Genomic DNA, 19,224 nt, shown 5'->3' on the forward strand with positions numbered 1-19,224 from the left:
AAAATCAGAACGGCCCAGTGACTTCACTGGGCCGTTCTGATTTGTTACATATCCATTCCTTCCTGAATATTAAATGAGACGGTGGTATATCTACCTCTGTTTTGTCCATCGAGTGCTTCTATAACTACCGTATAGCTTCCGGCACCGAAACCTGACGTGTCAAGTAGGTAGTTGCCGGTGTTATCAATCTGATAGCGGGAAAGCACCCCAGTGGCTGTTTCGTTAGGGTCGGACGACGCTGCTGGCGCTAAGCTGAACACACTGAAGCTTGGTTGGGTAATATGGCCGCCCATCATCAGAATGCGCACCTTATTCGAGCCTATACCGCTGCTACCTGTGTACCAACGCAAATTAATTTTGCTTGTACCATAGGGATACGTAGCCTGTCTGATGCCTTGAGTAGGGCTATAGATAATGAGGCTCCCATTCTCCTGATCAACTGTTCCTCTGTTCCCCCCTGCTACCGTGATTCCGGGTATCTGACTATACTTGGCCGGATCATATGCATCATGCACTTTCAAGGTGTAAGTGCCATCCAGTACATAGGTAGGAATTAGGCAAGAGGCCAATCCATTGCTGCCAGGCCCTCCGTAGAAGGGAGGATTCAACAGATATTTCGTCCCGCTGCTTTCGTTGATCAACTCAATTACATCATACTCTATGGCAGTGGGGCTGTTCCACCAGGATACTCGCACTACACTGCCTTGGGTAATGGCTCCTTGCACCGGGGCCGTAGCAGATGTGGAGTACGCTAGGTCAGAGTAATTGATACACATGGAGCAGGCTTTGCTGATGCTCTGGACACCAGGCTGAGACACTGGCTGCACGCCATTCATGTGATCCTCGCAAGACGACAGCAGGATTGCAAAGGCAACGATAGGAGAAAGTAATAGCGTTTTTTTCATGGGTTATAGGGTAAATTGAAGGTGCGGCTAATGTAGTAGTATTCATATGAATACTTAGTTAATACTTTATTAATTATTTAAGCGCCTTTCCGAGAGCTTTATCTTTCTCATGTTGCTTTACTGGCTACTACCGTACTCACCGGATATAGGGACTGAGCAGCAGTTCCCGCTGTTTCGCCATCAAGTGTTAAGGGTATACTAGCATGATGTTTCCACCTGATTCTTCGACTGATGCCGCCCTGGTAGCTTTGCGCCCGGCAGTGGTTCCCGAGCAAGGCATGAATCCGGCTACTACTGTCGGCGACTTCCTGCACCATACTCTCCGGCCTGTATTGAAGCTTCAAAATCTGCGGCTGCTGACCGCAGTGGCCGATTTTCTGCTGGACCACCACGTACCTTTCCGTACGGCGAACCTGACCGAGCGCCAGCGCCTCGTGGCGGAACTGCTAACTCGCAACACCAAGCTCCGTTACACGGTAGTAGGCTTACTGACAGGCCTGTTTACAACGGCAGAAACCCGGTTCTACCGCGCCCATCGTCCTGAGCTGAACCGTCGGCTGCTGGAACTAGCTGTGCGCCGCGTGCAGGACCAAACCGAGGCGGTAGCCGAACTGCTGGAGCCGGCGGCATGAGCACGTTTTACGAAACGCTGGAAGTCAGTGAGCAAGCTACCCCTGAGCAAATCCGACGGGCCTACCGCCGACTGGTTTTGCTTACCCACCCCGACCGTACCCCCGACCCGGCCGCCCACGAACGATACCTGGCCATCAATGCTGCCTACGACGTGCTGAGCCAGCCCGCGCGCCGCCAGCTCTACGACGCTGCCCTGGCCATCCGGCGGCGTCCGGTGGCCCCGCTAGCTCCGGCGGCGGCAGTGGGCAGCGCCAGCTCCCGCGACCGGGCCCGAGCCCGCCGCCGGTATCCGGCCGCCCCGCCGCCAGGCCCTCGCCCCGATCCGTACGCGCACATATATGCCCGCTACGCACCCTGGGGCCAACGCTTCTGCCAGCTTATGCTGGTATTTTGCAGCCTGCTGCTGTTGGATTGCTGCCTGACTCGGGAGTACCGCGGCGAACAGGTCCAGACCGTGGAACGCCACTCCATGTCCTCGCGCCGGAGCGGCTCGGTTACGTACTACACGTTCCGGACCCCGCACGCCCGCTTCCGCAGCTACGACTACGACTGGGCCCGGGGCACGCTGCTTACCATTCGCCGGAGCGCTTTGTTCGGCCAGATCCGGGAGGTAGGCGTGCAGGGTCAAGTTCTACAGCCCGCCGACCGGGTGAGCATCTACGGCAACTTCTTTTTCGCCCCCTTGCTGCTGGCCGTGCTGGCGGCGGTGGGCGCCTGGCCGCGCGCTTCCCACGCCCTGGTACTCAATTGCAGCGTGGGTGCCGGCCTGCTGCTACTGGTAGTCTTCTACTTTCTGTATAGTTCCTGAATTTACTTGGCTTCCTAAATGCCAACAGCGCCCGGAAAGCAGGTTCCAGGCGCTGTTGGCGTTCTTAGCAGGCTGGGCTACTCTCCAGGCTAGTCGTACTGCGAGTCGCGCAGGTGCACGGGGGCAGCCTTTTTGCGCAGGCGCATGTTGAGCACCTCTACTATCAGGGAGAAGAACATGGCGAAGTATATGTAGCCTTTCTCAATCTCCTTGTGGAAGGATTCCATCACCAGCATCACCCCAATCATAATCAGGAAGGAGAGGGCCAGCATCTTGATAGTGGGGTTCCGGTTCACGAAGTCAGCCACGATGCCGCTGAAGGCCAGCATCACGCCCATCGACAGGACAACGGCCAGAATCATGATCAGCACGTTATCTACCAGGCCCACAGCCGTTAAGATGGAATCGAAGCTGAAGACGATGTCGATGAGGATAATTTGCAGGATGACGGCTCCCATCGTGGCGCTGCCTTTCGTGTTGTGCTCGTCCTCTTCCTCACCCTGGAGCTTGGTGTGAATTTCGGTGGTGCTCTTCCCAATCAGGAACAGACCGCCCCCCAGCAGAATAAGGTCGCGGCCGGTTACGCTCCAGCCCTCGGCCATCCACGGCACAGGTAGGGTAAACAGCGGCGCCTTCAGGCCCACAATCCAGGAAATACTCAGCAGCAACCCAATGCGGAATACCAGCGCCAGCAGCAAGCCAATGGTACGCCCCCGCTGCTGCTGCTCGCGCGGCAACCGGTTGACGATGATGGAAATGAAGATGATGTTGTCAATCCCCAGCACAATTTCCATGAACGTAAGCGTAAGCAAGCTTACCCAGGTCTGGGGGTTAGAAAAAACGGAGAAGTCGAAATTCATGAAGGCGGCGATGTGGTGAGAGGAAGTACGGGGATAAGGGGAGAAAGTACAGGGTCACGCCGTGCCGTGCCTTTCTCACTAGTCACGTAGCTTATGATTTCATGTTGACGAATTGCAGGGGCTGCCCGATGTCGGCGCGGCGCACCAGGGCAATAGCGGCCTGCAACTCGTCGATTTTCTTAGCCGTGACGCGCACTTGGTCGTCCTGCATCTGGGCTTCCACTTTCGCCTTGCCGTCTTTGATGGCCTTGATGATTTTACGGCCCGCTTCCTTATCGACCCCGGCGCGCACCTTGATGACTTTTTTCACCAGCGCCCCGCTGGCCTGCTCCTCGGCCGTGAAATCCAGCGCGGTGCCGTCGATGCCCTGCTTCACTACCCGCGCCAGCAGAATGTCTTCCAGGGCTTTCACCCGCATAGAGTTTTCGGAGCTGAGCGTGATGGTATTGGCTTTCTTATCCAGCTCGATGCCGCCTTTGGTGTCGCGCAGGTCGTAGCGGGTCTGAAGTTCCTTTTTGGCTGTATTCACCGCATTCTCGAGGGTTTGCGGATCTACTTTGCTGACGATATCGAAGGAGGCCATAGGTAAAAATGGGGTGAGAGGAAATTCTGCGCTACGGTGCAGCGCGCCGCAGGTTAGGCTCAAAGATAGCGAGGCGGCGAAATGCAGAAACGGACGAGCCCGCAAGTTCCAGGCGGGCGCTAGTATCTTACGGCCTCAGCCATAGCTTATCGCCCTATGCCCGCCATTACTTTCCCCCGTACCCCGGCCGAGTGGGCCGCCTACTTCCGTCTGCGCTACGAAGTGCTCCGCCAGCCCTGGCAGCAGCCCGAGGGCTCAGAGCAGGCCGACGACGATATGGCTCCTGCCACTACCCATGCCCTGCTGCTGGCGCCGGAGGGCTACGCCGCCGGGGTAGGCCGGCTACATCCTACCGGGCCTAAGCAAGGGCAAGTGCGCTTTATGGCCGTGCATCCGGCCTGGCAGGGCCGGGGGGTAGGCCGGCAGGTGCTAGAGTACTTAGAAGCGGCGGCCCGCGCCCAGGGCCTTACGGAGGTGGTGCTCCACGCCCGCGAGCCAGCCGTACCGTTTTACCAGCGGCTGGGCTACACGGTAGTGGCCCCCTCGCACGTGTTGTTTGGCGCCATCCCGCACTTTCTGATGCGCCGGGTGCTGTAGCAGTGAGTAGTACGCTTAAAACTTTTCCTTGCCGCGCAACAAATCCCAATAGAGCTGAAAGTCGCCGCGCAGGGAAAGCCAGGGGTGCTGAAAGGTAGCCGGGCGGTTATGCTCCACAAAAAAGTGACCTACCCAGGCAAAGCCATAAGCAGCCACAACGCCGGCCAGTAGCAGCAGGGGCCGGGCCCACACTACGGCCAGCACTACCGCCGTCAGGAACAAAGTAGTCCCGATAAAATGCAGCACCCGGGTACCGCGCTGCTGGTGCTCACGCAGGTAGTAGGGATAGAACTCGGCAAACGAGGGGAAGGAAGCAGACATGCGTGGTGGGGTTTCCCGAAAGTACTCTACCTTTTCCAGGTATTCCAACTTTCGTTTTCCTGCTTTTTCGCGCCATGCAGCCTACGCCCGATTTGCCTACCCTGCTTGCTATCTACAACCAAATCAACCACTATGGCCGCACCAATGGCATGGAACTGACCGTGACGCACCCGGGCAAGGTGCACTACACCATGGCTGTGCAGGAAACGCATCTCTCCTCCCCCGGCACTTGCCACGGCGGCGTGCTCGCCGGCCTCATGGACTCGGCTCTGGGGGCGGCAGCTCTTTCGCTGGCCTTTACGACGGGCGAACTGGTATCAACGGTTGAGTTCAAGATCAACTACCTCCATCCCGTGTACCTGCACGATGCCTTGGTGGCCCAGGGGATGGTAGAACACAGCGGCAAAACCCTGGTTGTGAGTAGTGCTCAGATTATTTGTCCGGGCCGCGACAACCTGGTAGTAGCACGCGGCATGGGCACCTTCAACCGCTACCCAGCCAGCAAGCGCGGCTTTCACGAACTACTGTTCCCTGCTGAGGAGCAGGGGTAAAGTGGTGAGCTGGCGAAATGGTAAGCTTTCAGTTCAGCTGGCCCCATCTGCGCAGTTAAAACATCAGAGCCATCCGCTAAAAAAGAAGCCGCCAGACAACCTGACTCACAAGCAGGCTGTCCGGCGACTTTAGAGCGACCGAACCTGGATATTATAAGTAATTACAGACGTTCGGGCGAGCCGGCCGACTCGTGTTCGTGCTCATCATATTCGTCCCCGTCCAGTTCGGGGGCTTCTACTTTGCGTACGTTGCGGGCGCAGTCCTCGTCGCGGTGATTGCGGCCTACGGTGAACTCCACCCAGTCCCCTTCGCGCAGGTCATTGAAATCCCCTTCGGCCATATCGGCGTAGCTGAAGAACAGGTTATTGGGGGGCATTACCACGAAGCCAAAGCCGTTCTTCAGATTTTTGATGGTGCTGATGCCTACCGTACCTACCGGACCCGCCGCCGTGGGGCCGGTGGGGCGCACGGGCTTGGGGGCTGCCGGGAAAGCCACCGGCTCGGGCGTGTTTACAAACATGGCCTCAATCAGCTCATCTCCGGAGTTGATACCCTGATCGATGATGTCGTGCATCTGCACGGGGTAGGTAGCCTGCTCCAGCAGCTGCTGCGAGGCGCGGGTTACGCGGTTCTCTCCTTTAAAGTCCGTGTATTTGAAGTCCCAGTTCAGCAGCATCACGCGGGTACCTACCGTGTTGAGCTTCTTAATCAGGGGCGCATAGTCCGAGTCGCCGGCAATTAGCACCACTACGTCGAAGCTCTTGTGGATAGCCAGTTCCAGGGCCTCCAGGGACAGCCACACATCAATGCCTTTTTCCTGCAAACGGCCATCGCGCGTTTTCAGGGGCATGTAGTGGGTGGTAATACCCATATTCATCAGGATATCGTCGAGCAGACGGTCATGGAACAGCCGGTCTTTGTCGCGGGCCTCCGTAGCCGAGAGACGGCCGCGGAAAAAGTGCGAGTCAATAATTTGGCTTAGACGCACGTCTACGTCTTCTTCCTCTGCTACCTGATGTCGAATAAATTCATGAAGACCTTCCAGGCTAATACGGGCCTTGCGGTCATGCTGGAAGTAGTAGTAATCACTGATTTTCAGGAAATAATTGCCGTCATAAAAGACGCCTATCCTAATCAGGGGGCTATTTATCTGGTTCATACAGGAAACGGGTTGAGCGCAAAAAGGTGTGTGTGAGTAAGAGCGGGCAGGTTGGTTCGGTAGGGCAAGTGCCGGGCACGGGCCCGGTCAAAGATACAAGTTGTCGAACTTACACTGGTGCACTAAAGCGGTGGAGGAAAGGTTTTAGCGAATGATGATGTGTGGGTTAGCACTTCGGGCGCTGGCTCTTACACAGCAGATTAAGCGGAATACAACGGGCAGGAAACAGGCACAATTATGCACTGCGCGGGTAGCAGGATACTAGAGGCGGCTGCACGGCCGTTGCTTGCTATATCTCTTACAATATTAAATCATATATATGTCTTAAGCGAATCCAATAAATGCAAATTACACCGCCCCCGACGAAACCCAAGGCCTTGAGCATGGGCCAGGAACTGGTTCGGGCGCCGGCGCGCTTCATTCATAAATCCTACGGCCGACTAGCCTGCCGTAGCTCAGATAGCCTAGTAAAACTACGCTTTCAGTCGTCGTCACTGCCACAAATTCGCCTGACGGGTGTATTTCGTAGCTTAAGCTGGCGGAACAACAGACCAACACCCTTAGGTTCCGGCCGCGGCGCGGGCGTCAGGGCTACCGTTCCGCTACGCTTGGGTAGGTGTTGCATCGGCTAAAAACCGAGCTTACCAACCACCAGCCCTAGCACCAGCAGCCCGTAGCCCGTGCAAATAGCTACCTCCAGCAGGTTGCCACTCCTGGAGCCAGTCCGGATCAGCGGAATTTTCAGGCAAAAGTCGGTGAGGGGCATCAGCCACTTTACGCCGGCTTTGGTAAGCGTATCGGCGAGCAAATGCGAAAGGTACCCGCCGCCCGCAAACCAAGCCACCCCGTGCCAGCCCAGGCCTTGGTTAGCCAGGTGCCCAATATAAGTCCAGAGACCGGCGGCCCAGAGCGTGTGCGTCCAGGAGCGGTGAGAGGTGAAGGGTGCTACGGCCACAAACAAACCCAGCATGCTCAGCCACACGTAGCCAGTATAGAGGCCCGCTACTACCGTGCACAGGGCCGTGAACAGGAGGGCCAGCTTACGGGTGGAGTCGCCTTGCAAGGCCGCGCCGATCAGGCCGAAGGCCAGCGCCGCGGTAAAGCCCAGGCGCCTATCGGGCCCCGCTGGCAGCACGAAGTGAGTGTAGAGGGCCAGCCCGGCGGCTACCGCCACAAAGGCCCAGCGCACGTAGTTTTGCGCAAACCCCAGGCGCTTGCTAAGCCGGGAGCCGGGGTGGTCAAGGTCAGGAGCCAGGGAGGAAAAACCTGCCAGGGCAATGCCCGCCGGCGAAAATGGAATGCCCGGCACGAGACCCGCCACAGCCACGCCGGTAATCAGGCCAATGGCCAAGTGAGAAGAACCGCGCACTAGAAAAGTATAGAAACGAATAAGCGGCGAATATACCACCATGGCCAGCATCCATACGCTACCCTGACACGGCTTTTTTGCGGTTCTCCTAACAGAGAATTGCAATAAGCACGGGGATAGAGGTAGCCGAAGAAACTGGAGCTGAAGAGTAGAGCTGGCGTATTGTTCAGCTCGTAGTCAACTGCCGCCAACATCACCTTGTATGAGAAGGAGTGCCTGGCCTTCTGGCTCCGCTCTTGCTTGCGCGGCAGTTTACCACTGACCGGAACTGCCGCGCATACCGCCTGCCATGTCGCGAACCTGGCTTTCCAGCAGGGCCAGGCCGCGGTGAAAAGCGTTGGTAATTTCCTCTTTTTCGTGCTCGGGCAAAGGACCCTGCTCGCGCACTTGCTCTCTGATCTGGCGCAGGTGGTTCAGGAGGTTGTCCCACTCCTCCGAGCCGTTCTGCTGTTGCTTGTCCATCATAGCCTTACACCCCCCGGGGCTACTTGTACTGCGTGAACTGGGAAGATACGGTAGTGGCGGAGAAAAGTGTTGGAAACTTTCAAGGCGTAGCGGCGGTATTGGGTAGGGCATAGCAGCGGCAGCTTCTTCCGCCTTGTCATTCCTGCCTTTGGTTGGGATGACAGTTGCCTTTCGCCCGACCGGATTTTCATTCGGTCGGGCTTCTACCTTTGCCTCCTCCCCTAGCCGAATATCGTTTTGAAAGTCTCCGATTTCCTTCGCCTGTACCGCCTCGATACCGACGTGCAGATACTATCGGCCCGCCTGCACGGGGCGGCGAAGCCAGCCGCTACCCCCGACCAACCCCGGAGCGCCGACCTGCGCCTGCAGCTGCGCGGGCTGGTGGGCAGCCAGGATGCGGTGGTGGCGGCCGCCGTAACGCACGGCCCGCTTTCCCACCTGTTTATTCTGCACGACAAGGAAGAAGCTGCCTACTTCATGGCCGACCTGCAAAGCCTGCTGCCCGACGGCCCCGAGGTGTTGCTGTTTCCGAGCTCCTACAAGCACCCCTACAAGTTTGATGAGACGGAAAACGCCAACGTGCTGATGCGGGCCGAAGTGCTCAACCGCCTGAACACGGCCCGCCGGGAAGCTGCCACCGCGGCCGAAGCGCCGGCTTCGCCCCTGGCGGTACTGGGCTCGGGCGAGGTGACGGAAACGCCGGAGGCTACCCCACGCCAAGTGCCGGGTACTAGCGGGGCGCTTATCGTGACCTACCCCGAGGCGCTGTTTGAGAAGGTTATCAACAAGAAAAGCCTGGTGGCCAACACCTTCGTGGTGAAAGTGGGCGACAAGCTGGACGTGAACTTCATCAGCGACATGCTGGCGGAGTACGACTTTGACCGGACGGACTTTGTGTATGAGGCGGGGCAGTTTGCGGTGCGCGGCGGCATTGTGGATATTTTCTCCTACGCCAACGAGTTGCCCTACCGCATCGAGCTGTTCGGGGATGAGGTAGAAACCATCCGGACGTTTGACCCGGAAAGTCAGCTGTCGGTAGAGAAGCGCCAGCAGGTGAGCATCATCCCGAACGTGCAAACGAAATTGCTGCAGGAAACGCGGGAGGCTTTCCTCGACTTCATCCCGAAGAACACTTGCATCTGGGCCAAGGACGTGCGCCAGACCCTGGACGTAGTAGACGAGTCGTTTGACAAGGCCGAAGCGGGTTTCAAGGAACTGCTGGAGGTAGCGGGCGGCACGCAGGTAGTGAGCAAGCCCGCCGATTTGTTTGAGTCGGGCAAGACGTTCAAGAAGCTGCTAGAGGGCTTTCCGGTGGTGGAGTTCGGCAAGCGCTTCTACTTCAAAGGGGCCGAGGAATTCCAGTTCACCACTAAGCCCCAGCCCAGCTTCAACAAGGACTTCAACCGCATCGTCAAGAACCTGCACGACAACCAGGCGAAGGGCTACACCAATATTATTGCCGCCGAGCAGGTACGCCAAGCCGACCGCCTGCGCACTATTTTCGATGAGCTGGACAACAACGTGCAGTTTCAGCACATGCTGCTGGGCTTGCGTGAGGGCTTCGTGGATGAAAACCTGAAGCTGGTGGTGTACACCGACCACCAGCTGTTCGAGCGGTTTTACCGCGCCCAGGAGGGTAGGAAGTTCTCGAAGAAAAAGGCTCTGACCCTGAAGGAGCTGCGCACTCTGGTGCCCGGCGACTACGTGGTGCACCAGGACTACGGCATTGCGCGCTTTGCGGGCCTTACGCAGGTAGAAATCAACGACCGGGTGCAGGAGGCCATCCGGCTGGTGTACCGCGACGACGACGTGCTGACGGTGAGCATCCACGCCCTGCACAAAATTGCCAAGTACAGCGGGGCCGAGGGCACGCCGCCCACCATGAGCAAGCTGGGCTCGCCGGAGTGGGAAAACAAGAAGAAGTCGGTTAAGAAGAAGGTGAAGGACATTGCGGCCGAGCTGATCCGGCTGTACGCCAAGCGCAAAACCGCGCCCGGCCACGCCTTCGCCCACGACTCCTTTATGCAGGCCGAGCTGGAATCGAGCTTCATCTACGAGGACACCCCCGACCAGGCCAAGGCTACCGAAGACGTAAAGCGCGACATGGAGGTGCCCCACCCCATGGACCGCCTTGTGTGCGGCGACGTGGGCTTCGGCAAGACGGAAGTAGCCATTCGGGCCGCCTTCAAGGCTGTGGCCGATGGCAAGCAGGTAGCCGTGCTGGTGCCCACCACCATTCTGGCCATGCAGCACTACAAAACGTTCCGGGAGCGGCTCAGCAACTTGCCCGTGACGGTAGAGTACGTGAACCGCTTCAAGACCACCAAACAGATCAAGGAAACCCTGGCCCGCGTGGCGGAGGGCAAAACCGACATTCTCATTGGTACGCACCGCCTCACGAATAAGGACGTGAAGTTCAAGGACCTGGGCCTGCTGGTGATTGACGAAGAGCAGAAGTTCGGGGTGAAAACCAAGGACAAGCTCAAGGAGCTGAAGGTGAACGTGGACACGCTGACCCTTTCGGCTACGCCCATTCCGCGCACCCTGCACTTCTCTCTCATGGGCGCCCGCGACCTGTCGGTCATTGCTACCCCCCCACCCAACCGCCAACCCGTGCAAACCGAGCTGCACGTCTTCGATGAGGCCCTGGTGCGCGACGCCATTGCCCGCGAGCTAAAGCGGGGTGGGCAGGTGTTTTATGTGCACAACCGCGTAAAGGACATTGAGGAGCAGGCCAACCTGATTCTGCGCCTGGTGCCCGATGCCCGCGTGACCTACGTGCACGGCCAAATGGATGGCGACCTGCTGGAAAAACGCATGATGAAGTTCGTGGACGGCGACTACGACGTGCTGGTGAGCACCACCCTCATTGAGAGTGGCCTGGATATTCCGAACGCCAACACCATCATCATCAACCGGGCCCACATGCACGGCCTCTCTGACCTGCACCAGATGCGGGGCCGGGTGGGCCGCTCCAACAAAAAGGCGTATTGCTACCTGCTCACGCCCCCAGTGGCCGGCCTGCCGAGCGACGCCCGCAAGCGCCTGAGCACCCTGGAGGAATTTTCGGACCTGGGCGCGGGCTTCAACGTGGCCATGCGCGACCTGGACATCCGGGGGGCGGGCAACTTGCTGGGCGGGGAGCAGTCGGGCTTTATCAACGACCTGGGCTTCGAGACCTACCACCAGATTCTGGACGAGGCCGTGCAGGAGCTGAAGGAAACGGAGTTCCGCGACCTGTTCCTCGGCGACCCGACCCAGCGCCTGCAGGAAGCGGCCGGCACCAGCGGCCCCAAGGAGTGCAACATCGAGACGGACCTGCAAATCCTCATCCCCGATTCCTACGTGAGCAGCGTATCGGAGCGCCTGCAGCTCTACAGCAAACTCGACCGGGCCAAAAGCCCCGAGGACCTGCGCAAAGTGCTCAACGGCATGGTGGACCGTTTCGGGCCCCTACCCCAGGAAGTGGAGCAGCTGGCCGACATAGTGCGCCTGCGCTGGCAGGCCTGCCAAGTGGGCTTCGAAAAGTTGACGCTAAAGAAGGGTCTGCTCAAAGGCTTCATCCCGGCCACCAACAACGAGCCCTACTTCCAGAGCGATACCTTCGGCAACATCCTCAGCTACGTGCAAACCCACCCCCGCTCCGCCTCCATGAAGGAGCGCAAGGAGCAACTCATCCTATCCGTAGAGGAAGTGAAAAACGTCCAGGCCGCCAAGCGCATTCTGAGCGAGTTGGGCAGTGAGGAGAAGGTAGGTGTGTAATCCTCATCACACGTAAAAAGCCGCGCTTTCTGATCAGAAAGCGCGGCTTTTTGCTTTGATAACAATGCCAGGTTTCAGGGATTAGCAACGTAAGTCAGGCAGCTTTATCTGTTTCTATTTATCAATGTCTTATGTACTTATCGAAACAACCAACCCGGCAACAAACAGAATAGCTCCGAGAATAATACCACCAACGCCCACGCTGCTGGATGCCAAACCTGCGATAATTAGACCTGCTCCTAGCAATAGAGCTACCACTGCAAGCAGCTGCATAATTGCCTCAAACGCCTTCGCACCACCTTCCTTCGGAGCTAAGTGCCGCTTACTGGCGTGGCGCATTGTATTCGGGCGAGACAATGAATTTCGGGCGGCTGCCAACGGAGCAGCAGCTACCTGGGCAATGGCGGTCAATCGTTTAGGAGTGCGGTTAGCTACCTGCTTCTGCGGGTAGGCGGGCAATGCCTGCGGCGCAGGAGGAGTAGGCGCAAGCAGTGATGCTTGAGTAGTCGGTATCGGGCCAACGGGTACTGGTATGGCTACGGATACTGGTCGGGAGGAGAAGTAGAATGTGGCCTTCTCACTTTGACAGCTTGTAAGCCATACAATACTCACAACTAGCAACTGATAAATAGTAGATTTTTTCATAATAGATGATAGTGTACTGAATGTGCCGAAAATTATGTTATAGTTCTTCACAACAGCAATGATAGGCAATACATTTAAATGCTACCGTAACTCCCTATACAGCGTCAGGCAGTGCGTATCAGTACCGGAATCTACTTCCGCTTCTATCGTAGTCTGATGCCGCCATAGCGACGTAGTCAGGGCAAGGCGTTAACGCACGTTAGACGAGCTACAAGCTCGCGCTAGGCAGGGGGTTTCTATATTACAACAAACCCAATCCCTGCCGCAAGTACTGAAAGCTAGCTGAGGTATTCCGCTCTGGCTCCAGGTAGGGGGTGATAGTTTCAGCCCATTCTACTTTGGCTTTGCCAGTGGGGTAGTACTTGCCTTGCTGCAGCACGCGCCAGAGGGTTTCCCAGGTGTCGGCAATGGTGTCAGGGTCGTGCGGGAGGCCGCTGAAGTGTTGAGAGCGTACGCGGGGGTAGGCGGCTTGGATAGCGGCTCGGTCGCCGAGAAACCATGCTTCCAGCTCCTGCACGGCTAGCCGAGTGATGATGCGGAAGGGCTGCCCGGCAGCGGTGGTTTTGGTCAGTAAGCCGGCTTCCGCTACTACCTGTTCCAGCTCAGTTTTCCGGCGGCGGCAGTCGGTATCGGCGTCCATCAGAATGACTACCCGCAGGTCGGGCTGGTGCGGAAACTGGCGAGTGTAGGTTTTCAGCCGGCCCGGCAGGCGTTGGAACAGGTCGGTTTTGCCGCGGTGCGGGTGGCAGCTCCAGGTTACGGACGGGGGTAGCAGCTTGGGCAGCAGCAGATTCAGCGCGGCCTCCGCCGAGGGTTCTTCCAGCAGAAACTCGATGTGCATACTACCGGTCGGCTGAGGTGCGCGGCGCGAGTGGGTCGCCGAGGCGGAAGAAGTTGCTGGTCCAGAGGTAACCCAGCGGAGAGCCATCTTCTACTAGCTCCTTCACCTGCGGAATATCAGCCGTCCGCGTAGCCTGGGTGTAGCCATCGGCACCACGGTCAAGAATCCAGACCTGCTCCGGCTCCAAGGCATCCAGCAGGAAAGGTGAGTGAGTAGCCACCAGCAGCTGCCGCGTTTCGGTGGCTTTGCTCAGTTCCTCCGCCAGGCGCGGCAGCAGGCGCGGATGCAGTTCGTTTTCCGGCTCCTCTAGGCCTAGTAACCCGGTTGCATTAGGTTCATAAAGTAACGTGAGCAGGGCCGCCAGCCTCATGGTACCATCCGACATGTACTGCGCTGGCAGAGGCTTCTCAAACGGGGCATCCTTGAAACGCAGTAGCAGCCGCTCATCCGAGGTAATTTCTGTTACTACTTCCGCCAGCCCCGGTACCCAGCGCCGTAGCTTCTCGCTGATGCGGGCCAGCGCCTCTGGGTGCTTGGTGTGCAGGTAGTACAGCACGTTGGGCAGGTTGTCCCCATTAGCTGACAGCCTCTCCCGCGGCCCAGCATCGGAGTAACCTTTCAGGTGGTCGTCGGTGAGATGGATGTAGCGGTAGGACTCTAGCAACTTTGCAAAAGGAATCTCTACAGCAAATACAGCTTGTGGAGGAAGGCTCCTAGATAAAACAAAAAAAGACTGAGTAGCTGCATTACGCCTTGACTGTCCAAAGGCAATTTCACTTCTAAAGACGTTTTTTATCTCAGCAACATCTTCATTTAGTTCGTCGAAGTTTCTATCGCCCTTTACTAGATATAATAGCTTCTTTAAAGGCTCAGAAGAAGATCTTAACTCTTCATATATCACAACAGCAATTCCTGCCTTCTCTGATACAGATAGTTTATACGCTATTTCTTCATGCTTCCAAAGCGCAGCCTTTATCTCAAACTCAATAGGCCCGTCCTGTCCGCGCGTACGCATTCCAGCAAACCGATTTCGCTTTTCCCAGGCCTGTTGCAGGTTGCCGCTCACTGCTTCGGCCAGAAACGCCAGCGCGTCGAGGATGGTGGATTTGCCGCTGCCGTTGGGGCCAATGAGCACCGTCAGCGGCGTTAGGTCGCGTAGCTCCACGTCGCGCAGGGCGCGGTAATTTTTGATGCGCAGGTAGGTGAGGCGGGGGTAGCCGGGGGCCGCGGCGGTGTCAGGCATGGAGCGGGGAACTAGGAGCTGGGTTGCTGCAAAGTACGGGGATAATGTATGTAGAGTCCATACATTAACATTTGCTGAATCCGGTCGGCCCGGCAGGTGATTGACCTGGTCGCCCCTTCCCAGCAGCCGGTAATGGAGCAGTGTGGCGGCAACGCTTTTCCTGGCCCTCAGTGCCAGAGCGAGTATTGAATTTGTTAGGCCGCTACTGACTGCGTGGTAGGAGCGCGCCTTTAATTTTCTGGCTTCTGGTCGGTGGTGAGCACCTCGGCTACTTCTTGCAGGCGCTTGGCAATAAGCTCAATCAGCTCGGCCGGAACGGGCGTCTGGCCTTCGCTGCGGGCTTTGAGGTAGCGAACTACTGCCATTTGGTTGTGCAGAGCTTCCTCCGCATCCTGGCGCAGCTGATCCCAGTCGGTTGGGCGGTGAGAGGCTAGTAGGTGGCGGCGAGCTTCCAAGGCCAGCATTACCAAGTGGGCCAGCTGGATGAGGAGGCGCTGCTCAGAGTCGGTCAGTTGGCGCGGCTCGTAGCCGGCCAGGCACACCGTCCCGATGTTGAAGCCCTGAAGCGTGCGCACGGGTGCCCCGGCATAGAACCGTACCTGCCGCTCCTGAGCAGTGGCGGTGCCCTGGTCCGGCTCGGCGGCCAAATCGGAATATACCAGCACAGGCACCTGGGCGGCAATGGCGCGGGAGCACAGGGTTTGGGTGGGGGCCAGCACCTCCTGGGCGGGCATCCCTACGCTGGTTTTGTGCCATACCTCGCGCTGGTGCACGAAGGCGATACGTGCAATCGGTACGCTGAAAATATAAGCGGCCAGCTCTACCAGATCGTCGAATAGCTTTTCCTGCGCCGAGTACAGAATATCATAAGAATCAAGCGCCGCCAGCCGGTTCCGTTCGATAGTCAACATAGTAAGGATGGGAAATAATGAATCGGACGAACCTGCCCTATCCCATAAATATACAAAATAGACTTCTTCCGTACCAGGGCTTTGTTAGCGGGTAGCTTTTTGCTGCTTGCGCTGGCGGTTTTCGGCTTTGATGCGCTTTTTCACGCCATCATCTACCCCCTGGCCGGTGGGTACGGGCTGGTATAAAGAGCTGGGGGTAGCCGGCATAGGCGGCGCAGTTTTCATCTGGTAGCGGTGGACTATGTTAGCCGAAATCCGGTCCGTGAAGTGGGGCAGAATTTGGTGGGAGAAGGAAGCACCGCGAGCCTTCCAGCCTACCGGCAACTCCTGCCGGGGCCGCACCGAGGAGCGCACCATGGCATTTACTACCTTGCTGGGCGGGTCCATGGCGGCCATGCGGGGCGTACCGCCGCTGTAGTTGGCCGCGTGGCCCCAGAACGGGGTATCCACAGCCCAGGGCTCAATGGTTACCACCTTAATGTTCTTGTAGCCCTGCAAGCGCAGCTCGTGGGTTAGGGCCCGGTCGAGGTTGCGGATGGCGCCTTTGGTAGCGGCGTACACGGCGTGGTAGGCCAGGGGCACTTTGCTTTCCACCGAGCCCAGGTTCATGAGCGTGCCGCTGCCCTGCTTCTGGAATATCTTGATGGCAATCTGGCTGCCGTACACCACGCCTTTCAGGTTCACGTCTATCAGGCGGGAGTAGTCGGCGAGGGGAATGTCCCAGAAGCGCCCGATGCCGCCTACCCCCGCGTCGTTCACCCACACATTTACGCGGCCAAACTGCTGCAGGGCGGCATCGGCGAGGCGCTGCACCTGCTCGGGCTGGCTGATGTCGGTAGTTACCACCAAGGCCTGCCCGCCGGCAGCCCGGACTTTGCCGGCTACTTCTTCCAGTACTTCGGTGCGGCGGGCGGCCAACACCACGTTGGCCTTCATGGCACCCAGCTGCTCGGCCATGCCGCGGCCAAAGCCGCTGGAAGCCCCAATAATCACGTAGGTTTTGCCCTGCACCTGCTTCTGCACGCTGGCCCCTGGCTTAGAGGTAGTGCAACTACCCAGCAGCACGAGCAGCACCAGCCCCACGCAACGCAGGGCCGCTGCCAGGCGGTTGCCAGCAGTAGAAGGGGTAGCAATAATGTAGGGGCAGGAGAACAGACGAGGCATAAGGCGCGCAAACCAGAAGGTGAAAAGGTTTTTGCTGCTACGGCTACACTGCATGGCAGGATATGGCCCAGCTTGGCCCGAAGTGGCATTTTCACTCCTCACAGCAAAGGCCAGCGCCTACCTTAGGAGAAGGGGCAAAGCGTCACCGCCCCCGCCCGGCCAGCCCTGCTGGGCGGCTACCGGACGGGGGCGGTGTAAGCGAAGTAAGAACTGGTGGCCCCAGCCTTATACGTGAGGGCGGCGCTCCAGCCACTCGGTGGCCTCGCGGCCTACCAGGGCCTGAAAGGCTTCCATATCGGCGGGCTGCAGTTTCTCGCCCGACGACTTCTCGTAGATGTCGCGGATTTTGGTGGCCAGGTGCTTGGTTTTCTTGGGCAGGTCTTCGAGCTGAATGTTTTCTTCGTCTAGCACACGGAACAGCTCTTCCTTGGGGATGGGAGAAAGGCCGCCCGGAGAAGACCAGCCGGAATCAGGGGTTGAATTTTGGGATGAAGCCATGAGGAAAGAAAGTTAGAACGATAAGGGAATGTGCCTGCTTCCTACGCAGGAACAAAAGGCTGCGTTGGCAGGTGGGCCCCACGCCGCAGGCTACGCCGGAGCTTACCAGCACCCCAAGGGGTAGTATATTTAGAAGAGCAGCGCAGGCCGCAGGCCCCGAAGCCAAACCAGTGTCGGCCCTGTATCTGCTCCCGCCAATCCACCACCTGCCCGCCCTGCCATGTTCCGAGCCCTTTACTCCGACTCCATCACGCTGCACCTCATCAACGAGGAGAACTTACCGGACATCTTCGCGCTGTTTCAGGGCCACCCCGACTCGCGGGAGATGCTGGAGGAGCTGTTTCGCAACTACCTGCCGCGCTACGAAAACGGCCGCCGCACCAACTTCGGTTTCTACTCTCTGCTGGGGGAGGAACTGGCCGGCATGACGCTGCTGACGGTAGACAGCTGGGAGGAGCGCACCGGCTCTACCGGCGCCGATGTGTTCCGGCACATGCGGGGCCGGGGCGTTACGCCGCGCAGCAAGCCTCATTTGTTTTACCTGGCGTTTGAGTTGCTGGGCCTGAACCGGGTAGCCACCGGCTGCCGCGTCTCCAACCTTTCTTCCAAACGCTCCATCGAGAAAACGCAGGGCTTTCAGCTGGAGGCGTGATGCGCGAGTCGGGGGTGAACGAGGCGGGCGAGTTTGAGGATGAGCTACTCTACGCCATTCTGCGCCGCGACTGGCAGCAGCTCTACGACCCTACCCGCGTGCAGGTGCTACCCTAGCCAGGGCGGGGCTTAGGTTGCTCGGCTGCTGAGGGGTAGCGTGCTAGGTAAAGTGCTGCCCGGGCGGCTACGAAATGGCAGCTGAAGGGAAATGCTGGGCGAGAATGGAGTTGACCTTCTCAGCCGTTAGCGGCTTGCTCACAAAGCCCGATACAGGCAGCTGCTCGGCCCGGCTCACGTCGCGGGAGTGCAGGGAGGTGGTCAGCATAACAATAACGGTAGCCTGCTGCTTCATCCAGGGCAGGTGGCTGTAGGCATCCAGAAACTCAAAGCCGTTCATGACCGGCATGTTGATGTCCAGAAAAATCAGCACCGGGCAGGTGGGCACCGTGTTTTCGCAGTGCTCCTGCAGTACATCAAGCGCCTCCTTGCCATTCATGGCCACGAGCAGCTTTTCGGCTACATCCAGCTTGCGGAGCATGAGCTCATTCAAGAAATTAGTGGTCTTATCATCATCGACCAGAAGGATACTAGAAAGCTTGTTCATAGAGGGAAGAAGTGACAAGCCACTGGGGCGCGCCGCAACAGTGGCTTCAGAACGAGGAGGCTACTACCTCAAGGAAACCAGAGGATAATAGCCTGTATAGGGGTAGTACTGCCCTGGCATTAGGCTGGTTGCCCTACGGTCCAGCCGGCGCGGGGCACGGCCGGGCGGGGCGGCCCCGCCACCAGCCGGTCGGCTACCAGGCCCGCCACAAAGGCATAGATGCTTTTGTGCACTAAATCAATGACTTGCTCGTCGCGGGGCCAGGTCCAGGGCAGGGCGCCTACCCCCGTAGCATTTTCCAAGGTTTGGTCGTTGAGCAGGCGCAAATTCAGGAACATAAACGAGCCTACCGGGCCGCGCACCCCACGGGCCGCCATCAGGCCGCGCACGGCCCCGAGCACTATGCCCTGGCCCCAGTGCATGGTCCAGTTCAGGCCCAGGCGCTGCTCATCGGGCTTGTGGGGCAGGCCCAGCAGGCGCTCCAGGGTGTGGGCGGGCACATAGGAGTTGGGCCGGTGAGTGAAGCGCTGCTCCACTTTCTCGGCCAAAGTCATGGCGGCTACTCCGGCGGCCCCGGCTACTATTCCCCACAAAGCGGCGTGGCTTGTTTTCATCAGCACAGAAAAATTCGGGTGGCCAGCGGCCACAGGTGA

The 19,224-nt window shown here is 58.3% G+C and carries 21 protein-coding genes; 6 read left to right on the forward strand and 15 right to left on the reverse strand.

Annotated features, from left to right (window positions below; translation table 11 throughout):
- Window positions 1-44 precede the first annotated feature (44 nt).
- Complete coding sequence (locus K3G63_RS13090; protein WP_220614547.1) at window positions 45-905, reverse strand: hypothetical protein; 861 nt, start codon at window positions 903-905, stop codon at window positions 45-47.
- 203 nt (window positions 906-1,108) lie between these two features.
- On the opposite strand from K3G63_RS13090, the gene K3G63_RS13095 reads away from it, so the two are divergent.
- Entirely contained in the window at window positions 1,109-1,537 is a 429-nt protein-coding gene (locus K3G63_RS13095) for a hypothetical protein (protein ID WP_220614548.1), read from the forward strand.
- Window positions 1,534-2,346 carry a J domain-containing protein gene (locus tag K3G63_RS13100; protein ID WP_220614549.1) on the forward strand — a complete coding sequence of 271 codons (813 nt, stop codon included), beginning with the start codon at window positions 1,534-1,536 and terminating at the stop codon, window positions 2,344-2,346. Before K3G63_RS13095 ends, K3G63_RS13100 begins: the two co-directional genes overlap by 4 nt.
- Window positions 2,347-2,435: 89 nt before the next feature.
- Here K3G63_RS13100 and K3G63_RS13105 read toward each other — a convergent pair whose 3' ends face one another.
- Both K3G63_RS13105 and K3G63_RS13110 read right to left on the reverse strand, forming a co-directional pair.
- The gene (locus K3G63_RS13105; RefSeq protein WP_220614550.1) at window positions 2,436-3,206 is read right to left on the reverse strand and encodes a TerC family protein; all 771 of its coding nucleotides are present in this window, start codon (window positions 3,204-3,206) and stop codon (window positions 2,436-2,438) included.
- 91 nt (window positions 3,207-3,297) lie between these two features.
- Window positions 3,298-3,789: a YajQ family cyclic di-GMP-binding protein gene (locus K3G63_RS13110; protein WP_220614551.1), complete on the reverse strand. Its 492-nt coding sequence runs from the start codon at window positions 3,787-3,789 to the stop codon at window positions 3,298-3,300.
- Window positions 3,790-3,945: 156 nt separating this feature from the next.
- Here K3G63_RS13110 and K3G63_RS13115 point away from each other — a divergent pair, with 156 nt between their 5' ends.
- Entirely contained in the window at window positions 3,946-4,386 is a 441-nt protein-coding gene (locus K3G63_RS13115; RefSeq protein WP_220614552.1) for a GNAT family N-acetyltransferase, read from the forward strand.
- Between the two features lie 15 nt (window positions 4,387-4,401).
- Here K3G63_RS13115 and K3G63_RS13120 read toward each other — a convergent pair whose 3' ends face one another.
- On the reverse strand, window positions 4,402-4,707 hold the full coding sequence (locus K3G63_RS13120) for a DUF962 domain-containing protein (RefSeq protein WP_220614553.1): 306 nt from the start codon (window positions 4,705-4,707) through the stop codon (window positions 4,402-4,404).
- Window positions 4,708-4,781: 74 nt separating this feature from the next.
- Here K3G63_RS13120 and K3G63_RS13125 point away from each other — a divergent pair, with 74 nt between their 5' ends.
- Entirely contained in the window at window positions 4,782-5,258 is a 477-nt protein-coding gene (locus tag K3G63_RS13125; protein ID WP_220614554.1) for a PaaI family thioesterase, read from the forward strand.
- Window positions 5,259-5,419: 161 nt separating this feature from the next.
- Here K3G63_RS13125 and K3G63_RS13130 read toward each other — a convergent pair whose 3' ends face one another.
- From K3G63_RS13130 to K3G63_RS13140, 3 genes are all read right to left on the reverse strand, one after another.
- Window positions 5,420-6,418: an NYN domain-containing protein gene (locus tag K3G63_RS13130; protein WP_220614555.1), complete on the reverse strand. Its 999-nt coding sequence runs from the start codon at window positions 6,416-6,418 to the stop codon at window positions 5,420-5,422.
- 628 nt (window positions 6,419-7,046) lie between these two features.
- Window positions 7,047-7,787 (reverse strand): metal-dependent hydrolase, encoded by a 741-nt coding sequence (locus K3G63_RS13135; protein ID WP_220614556.1) that lies wholly within the window; start codon window positions 7,785-7,787, stop codon window positions 7,047-7,049.
- A 252-nt stretch (window positions 7,788-8,039) separates the two neighbouring features.
- Entirely contained in the window at window positions 8,040-8,252 is a 213-nt protein-coding gene (locus tag K3G63_RS13140; RefSeq protein WP_220614557.1) for a hypothetical protein, read from the reverse strand.
- 237 nt (window positions 8,253-8,489) lie between these two features.
- Between K3G63_RS13140 and mfd the strand changes: the two genes are divergently transcribed.
- Window positions 8,490-12,014 (forward strand): transcription-repair coupling factor, encoded by a 3,525-nt coding sequence (gene mfd, locus K3G63_RS13145; protein WP_220614558.1) that lies wholly within the window; start codon window positions 8,490-8,492, stop codon window positions 12,012-12,014.
- A gap of 129 nt (window positions 12,015-12,143) precedes the next feature.
- On the opposite strand, the gene K3G63_RS13150 is transcribed toward mfd, so the two are convergent.
- The 6 genes from K3G63_RS13150 to K3G63_RS13175 all read right to left on the reverse strand — a co-directional run bounded on the left by K3G63_RS13150 (window position 12,144) and on the right by K3G63_RS13175 (window position 17,316).
- The gene (locus K3G63_RS13150; protein WP_220614559.1) at window positions 12,144-12,659 is read right to left on the reverse strand and encodes a hypothetical protein; all 516 of its coding nucleotides are present in this window, start codon (window positions 12,657-12,659) and stop codon (window positions 12,144-12,146) included.
- Between the two features lie 241 nt (window positions 12,660-12,900).
- The gene (locus K3G63_RS13155) at window positions 12,901-13,500 is read right to left on the reverse strand and encodes a DUF4276 family protein (RefSeq protein WP_220614560.1); all 600 of its coding nucleotides are present in this window, start codon (window positions 13,498-13,500) and stop codon (window positions 12,901-12,903) included.
- Between the two features lies 1 nt (window position 13,501).
- Window positions 13,502-14,743, reverse strand: coding sequence for an AAA family ATPase (locus K3G63_RS13160; RefSeq protein WP_220614561.1), 1,242 nt, complete (start codon window positions 14,741-14,743; stop codon window positions 13,502-13,504).
- 230 nt (window positions 14,744-14,973) lie between these two features.
- Window positions 14,974-15,654, reverse strand: a complete 681-nt coding sequence (locus tag K3G63_RS13165) for a GAF domain-containing protein (RefSeq protein ID WP_220614562.1) — start codon at window positions 15,652-15,654, stop codon at window positions 14,974-14,976.
- Between the two features lie 84 nt (window positions 15,655-15,738).
- The gene (locus K3G63_RS13170) at window positions 15,739-16,818 is read right to left on the reverse strand and encodes an SDR family oxidoreductase (RefSeq protein ID WP_220614563.1); all 1,080 of its coding nucleotides are present in this window, start codon (window positions 16,816-16,818) and stop codon (window positions 15,739-15,741) included.
- 225 nt (window positions 16,819-17,043) lie between these two features.
- Window positions 17,044-17,316: a hypothetical protein gene (locus K3G63_RS13175; protein ID WP_220614564.1), complete on the reverse strand. Its 273-nt coding sequence runs from the start codon at window positions 17,314-17,316 to the stop codon at window positions 17,044-17,046.
- A gap of 220 nt (window positions 17,317-17,536) precedes the next feature.
- Between K3G63_RS13175 and K3G63_RS13180 the strand changes: the two genes are divergently transcribed.
- Entirely contained in the window at window positions 17,537-17,968 is a 432-nt protein-coding gene (locus tag K3G63_RS13180) for a GNAT family N-acetyltransferase (protein ID WP_259404436.1), read from the forward strand.
- Window positions 17,969-18,151: 183 nt separating this feature from the next.
- On the opposite strand, the gene K3G63_RS13185 is transcribed toward K3G63_RS13180, so the two are convergent.
- Together K3G63_RS13185 and K3G63_RS13190 are read right to left on the reverse strand one after the other, a co-directional pair.
- Entirely contained in the window at window positions 18,152-18,571 is a 420-nt protein-coding gene (locus K3G63_RS13185; protein ID WP_220614565.1) for a response regulator, read from the reverse strand.
- Window positions 18,572-18,690: 119 nt separating this feature from the next.
- Complete coding sequence (locus K3G63_RS13190) at window positions 18,691-19,185, reverse strand: hypothetical protein (RefSeq protein ID WP_220614566.1); 495 nt, start codon at window positions 19,183-19,185, stop codon at window positions 18,691-18,693.
- Between the last annotated feature and the right edge of the window lie 39 nt (window positions 19,186-19,224).

The organism is Hymenobacter sp. HSC-4F20, assembly GCF_019599275.1.
Taxonomy (GTDB): domain Bacteria; phylum Bacteroidota; class Bacteroidia; order Cytophagales; family Hymenobacteraceae; genus Hymenobacter.

Bases quoted from the DNA above. Each gene is read 5' to 3' on its own strand.
- K3G63_RS13110 (WP_220614551.1), bottom strand. From the start codon at position 3,789: ATGGCCTCCTTCGATATCGTCAGCAAAGTAGATCCGCAAACCCTCGAG.
- K3G63_RS13115 (WP_220614552.1), top strand. From the start codon at position 3,946: ATGCCCGCCATTACTTTCCCCCGTACCCCGGCCGAGTGGGCCGCCTAC.
- K3G63_RS13090 (WP_220614547.1), bottom strand. From the start codon at position 905: ATGAAAAAAACGCTATTACTTTCTCCTATCGTTGCCTTTGCAATCCTG.
- K3G63_RS13175 (WP_220614564.1), bottom strand. From the start codon at position 17,316: ATGGCTTCATCCCAAAATTCAACCCCTGATTCCGGCTGGTCTTCTCCG.
- K3G63_RS13140 (WP_220614557.1), bottom strand. From the start codon at position 8,252: ATGATGGACAAGCAACAGCAGAACGGCTCGGAGGAGTGGGACAACCTC.
- K3G63_RS13095 (WP_220614548.1), top strand. From the start codon at position 1,109: ATGATGTTTCCACCTGATTCTTCGACTGATGCCGCCCTGGTAGCTTTG.
- K3G63_RS13100 (WP_220614549.1), top strand. From the start codon at position 1,534: ATGAGCACGTTTTACGAAACGCTGGAAGTCAGTGAGCAAGCTACCCCT.
- K3G63_RS13190 (WP_220614566.1), bottom strand. From the start codon at position 19,185: ATGAAAACAAGCCACGCCGCTTTGTGGGGAATAGTAGCCGGGGCCGCC.
- K3G63_RS13160 (WP_220614561.1), bottom strand. From the start codon at position 14,743: ATGCCTGACACCGCCGCGGCCCCCGGCTACCCCCGCCTCACCTACCTG.
- K3G63_RS13105 (WP_220614550.1), bottom strand. From the start codon at position 3,206: ATGAATTTCGACTTCTCCGTTTTTTCTAACCCCCAGACCTGGGTAAGC.
- K3G63_RS13185 (WP_220614565.1), bottom strand. From the start codon at position 18,571: ATGAACAAGCTTTCTAGTATCCTTCTGGTCGATGATGATAAGACCACT.
- K3G63_RS13120 (WP_220614553.1), bottom strand. From the start codon at position 4,707: ATGTCTGCTTCCTTCCCCTCGTTTGCCGAGTTCTATCCCTACTACCTG.
- K3G63_RS13165 (WP_220614562.1), bottom strand. From the start codon at position 15,654: ATGTTGACTATCGAACGGAACCGGCTGGCGGCGCTTGATTCTTATGAT.
- K3G63_RS13125 (WP_220614554.1), top strand. From the start codon at position 4,782: ATGCAGCCTACGCCCGATTTGCCTACCCTGCTTGCTATCTACAACCAA.
- K3G63_RS13180 (WP_259404436.1), top strand. From the start codon at position 17,537: ATGTTCCGAGCCCTTTACTCCGACTCCATCACGCTGCACCTCATCAAC.
- K3G63_RS13150 (WP_220614559.1), bottom strand. From the start codon at position 12,659: ATGAAAAAATCTACTATTTATCAGTTGCTAGTTGTGAGTATTGTATGG.
- K3G63_RS13170 (WP_220614563.1), bottom strand. From the start codon at position 16,818: ATGCCTCGTCTGTTCTCCTGCCCCTACATTATTGCTACCCCTTCTACT.
- K3G63_RS13155 (WP_220614560.1), bottom strand. From the start codon at position 13,500: ATGCACATCGAGTTTCTGCTGGAAGAACCCTCGGCGGAGGCCGCGCTG.
- K3G63_RS13130 (WP_220614555.1), bottom strand. From the start codon at position 6,418: ATGAACCAGATAAATAGCCCCCTGATTAGGATAGGCGTCTTTTATGAC.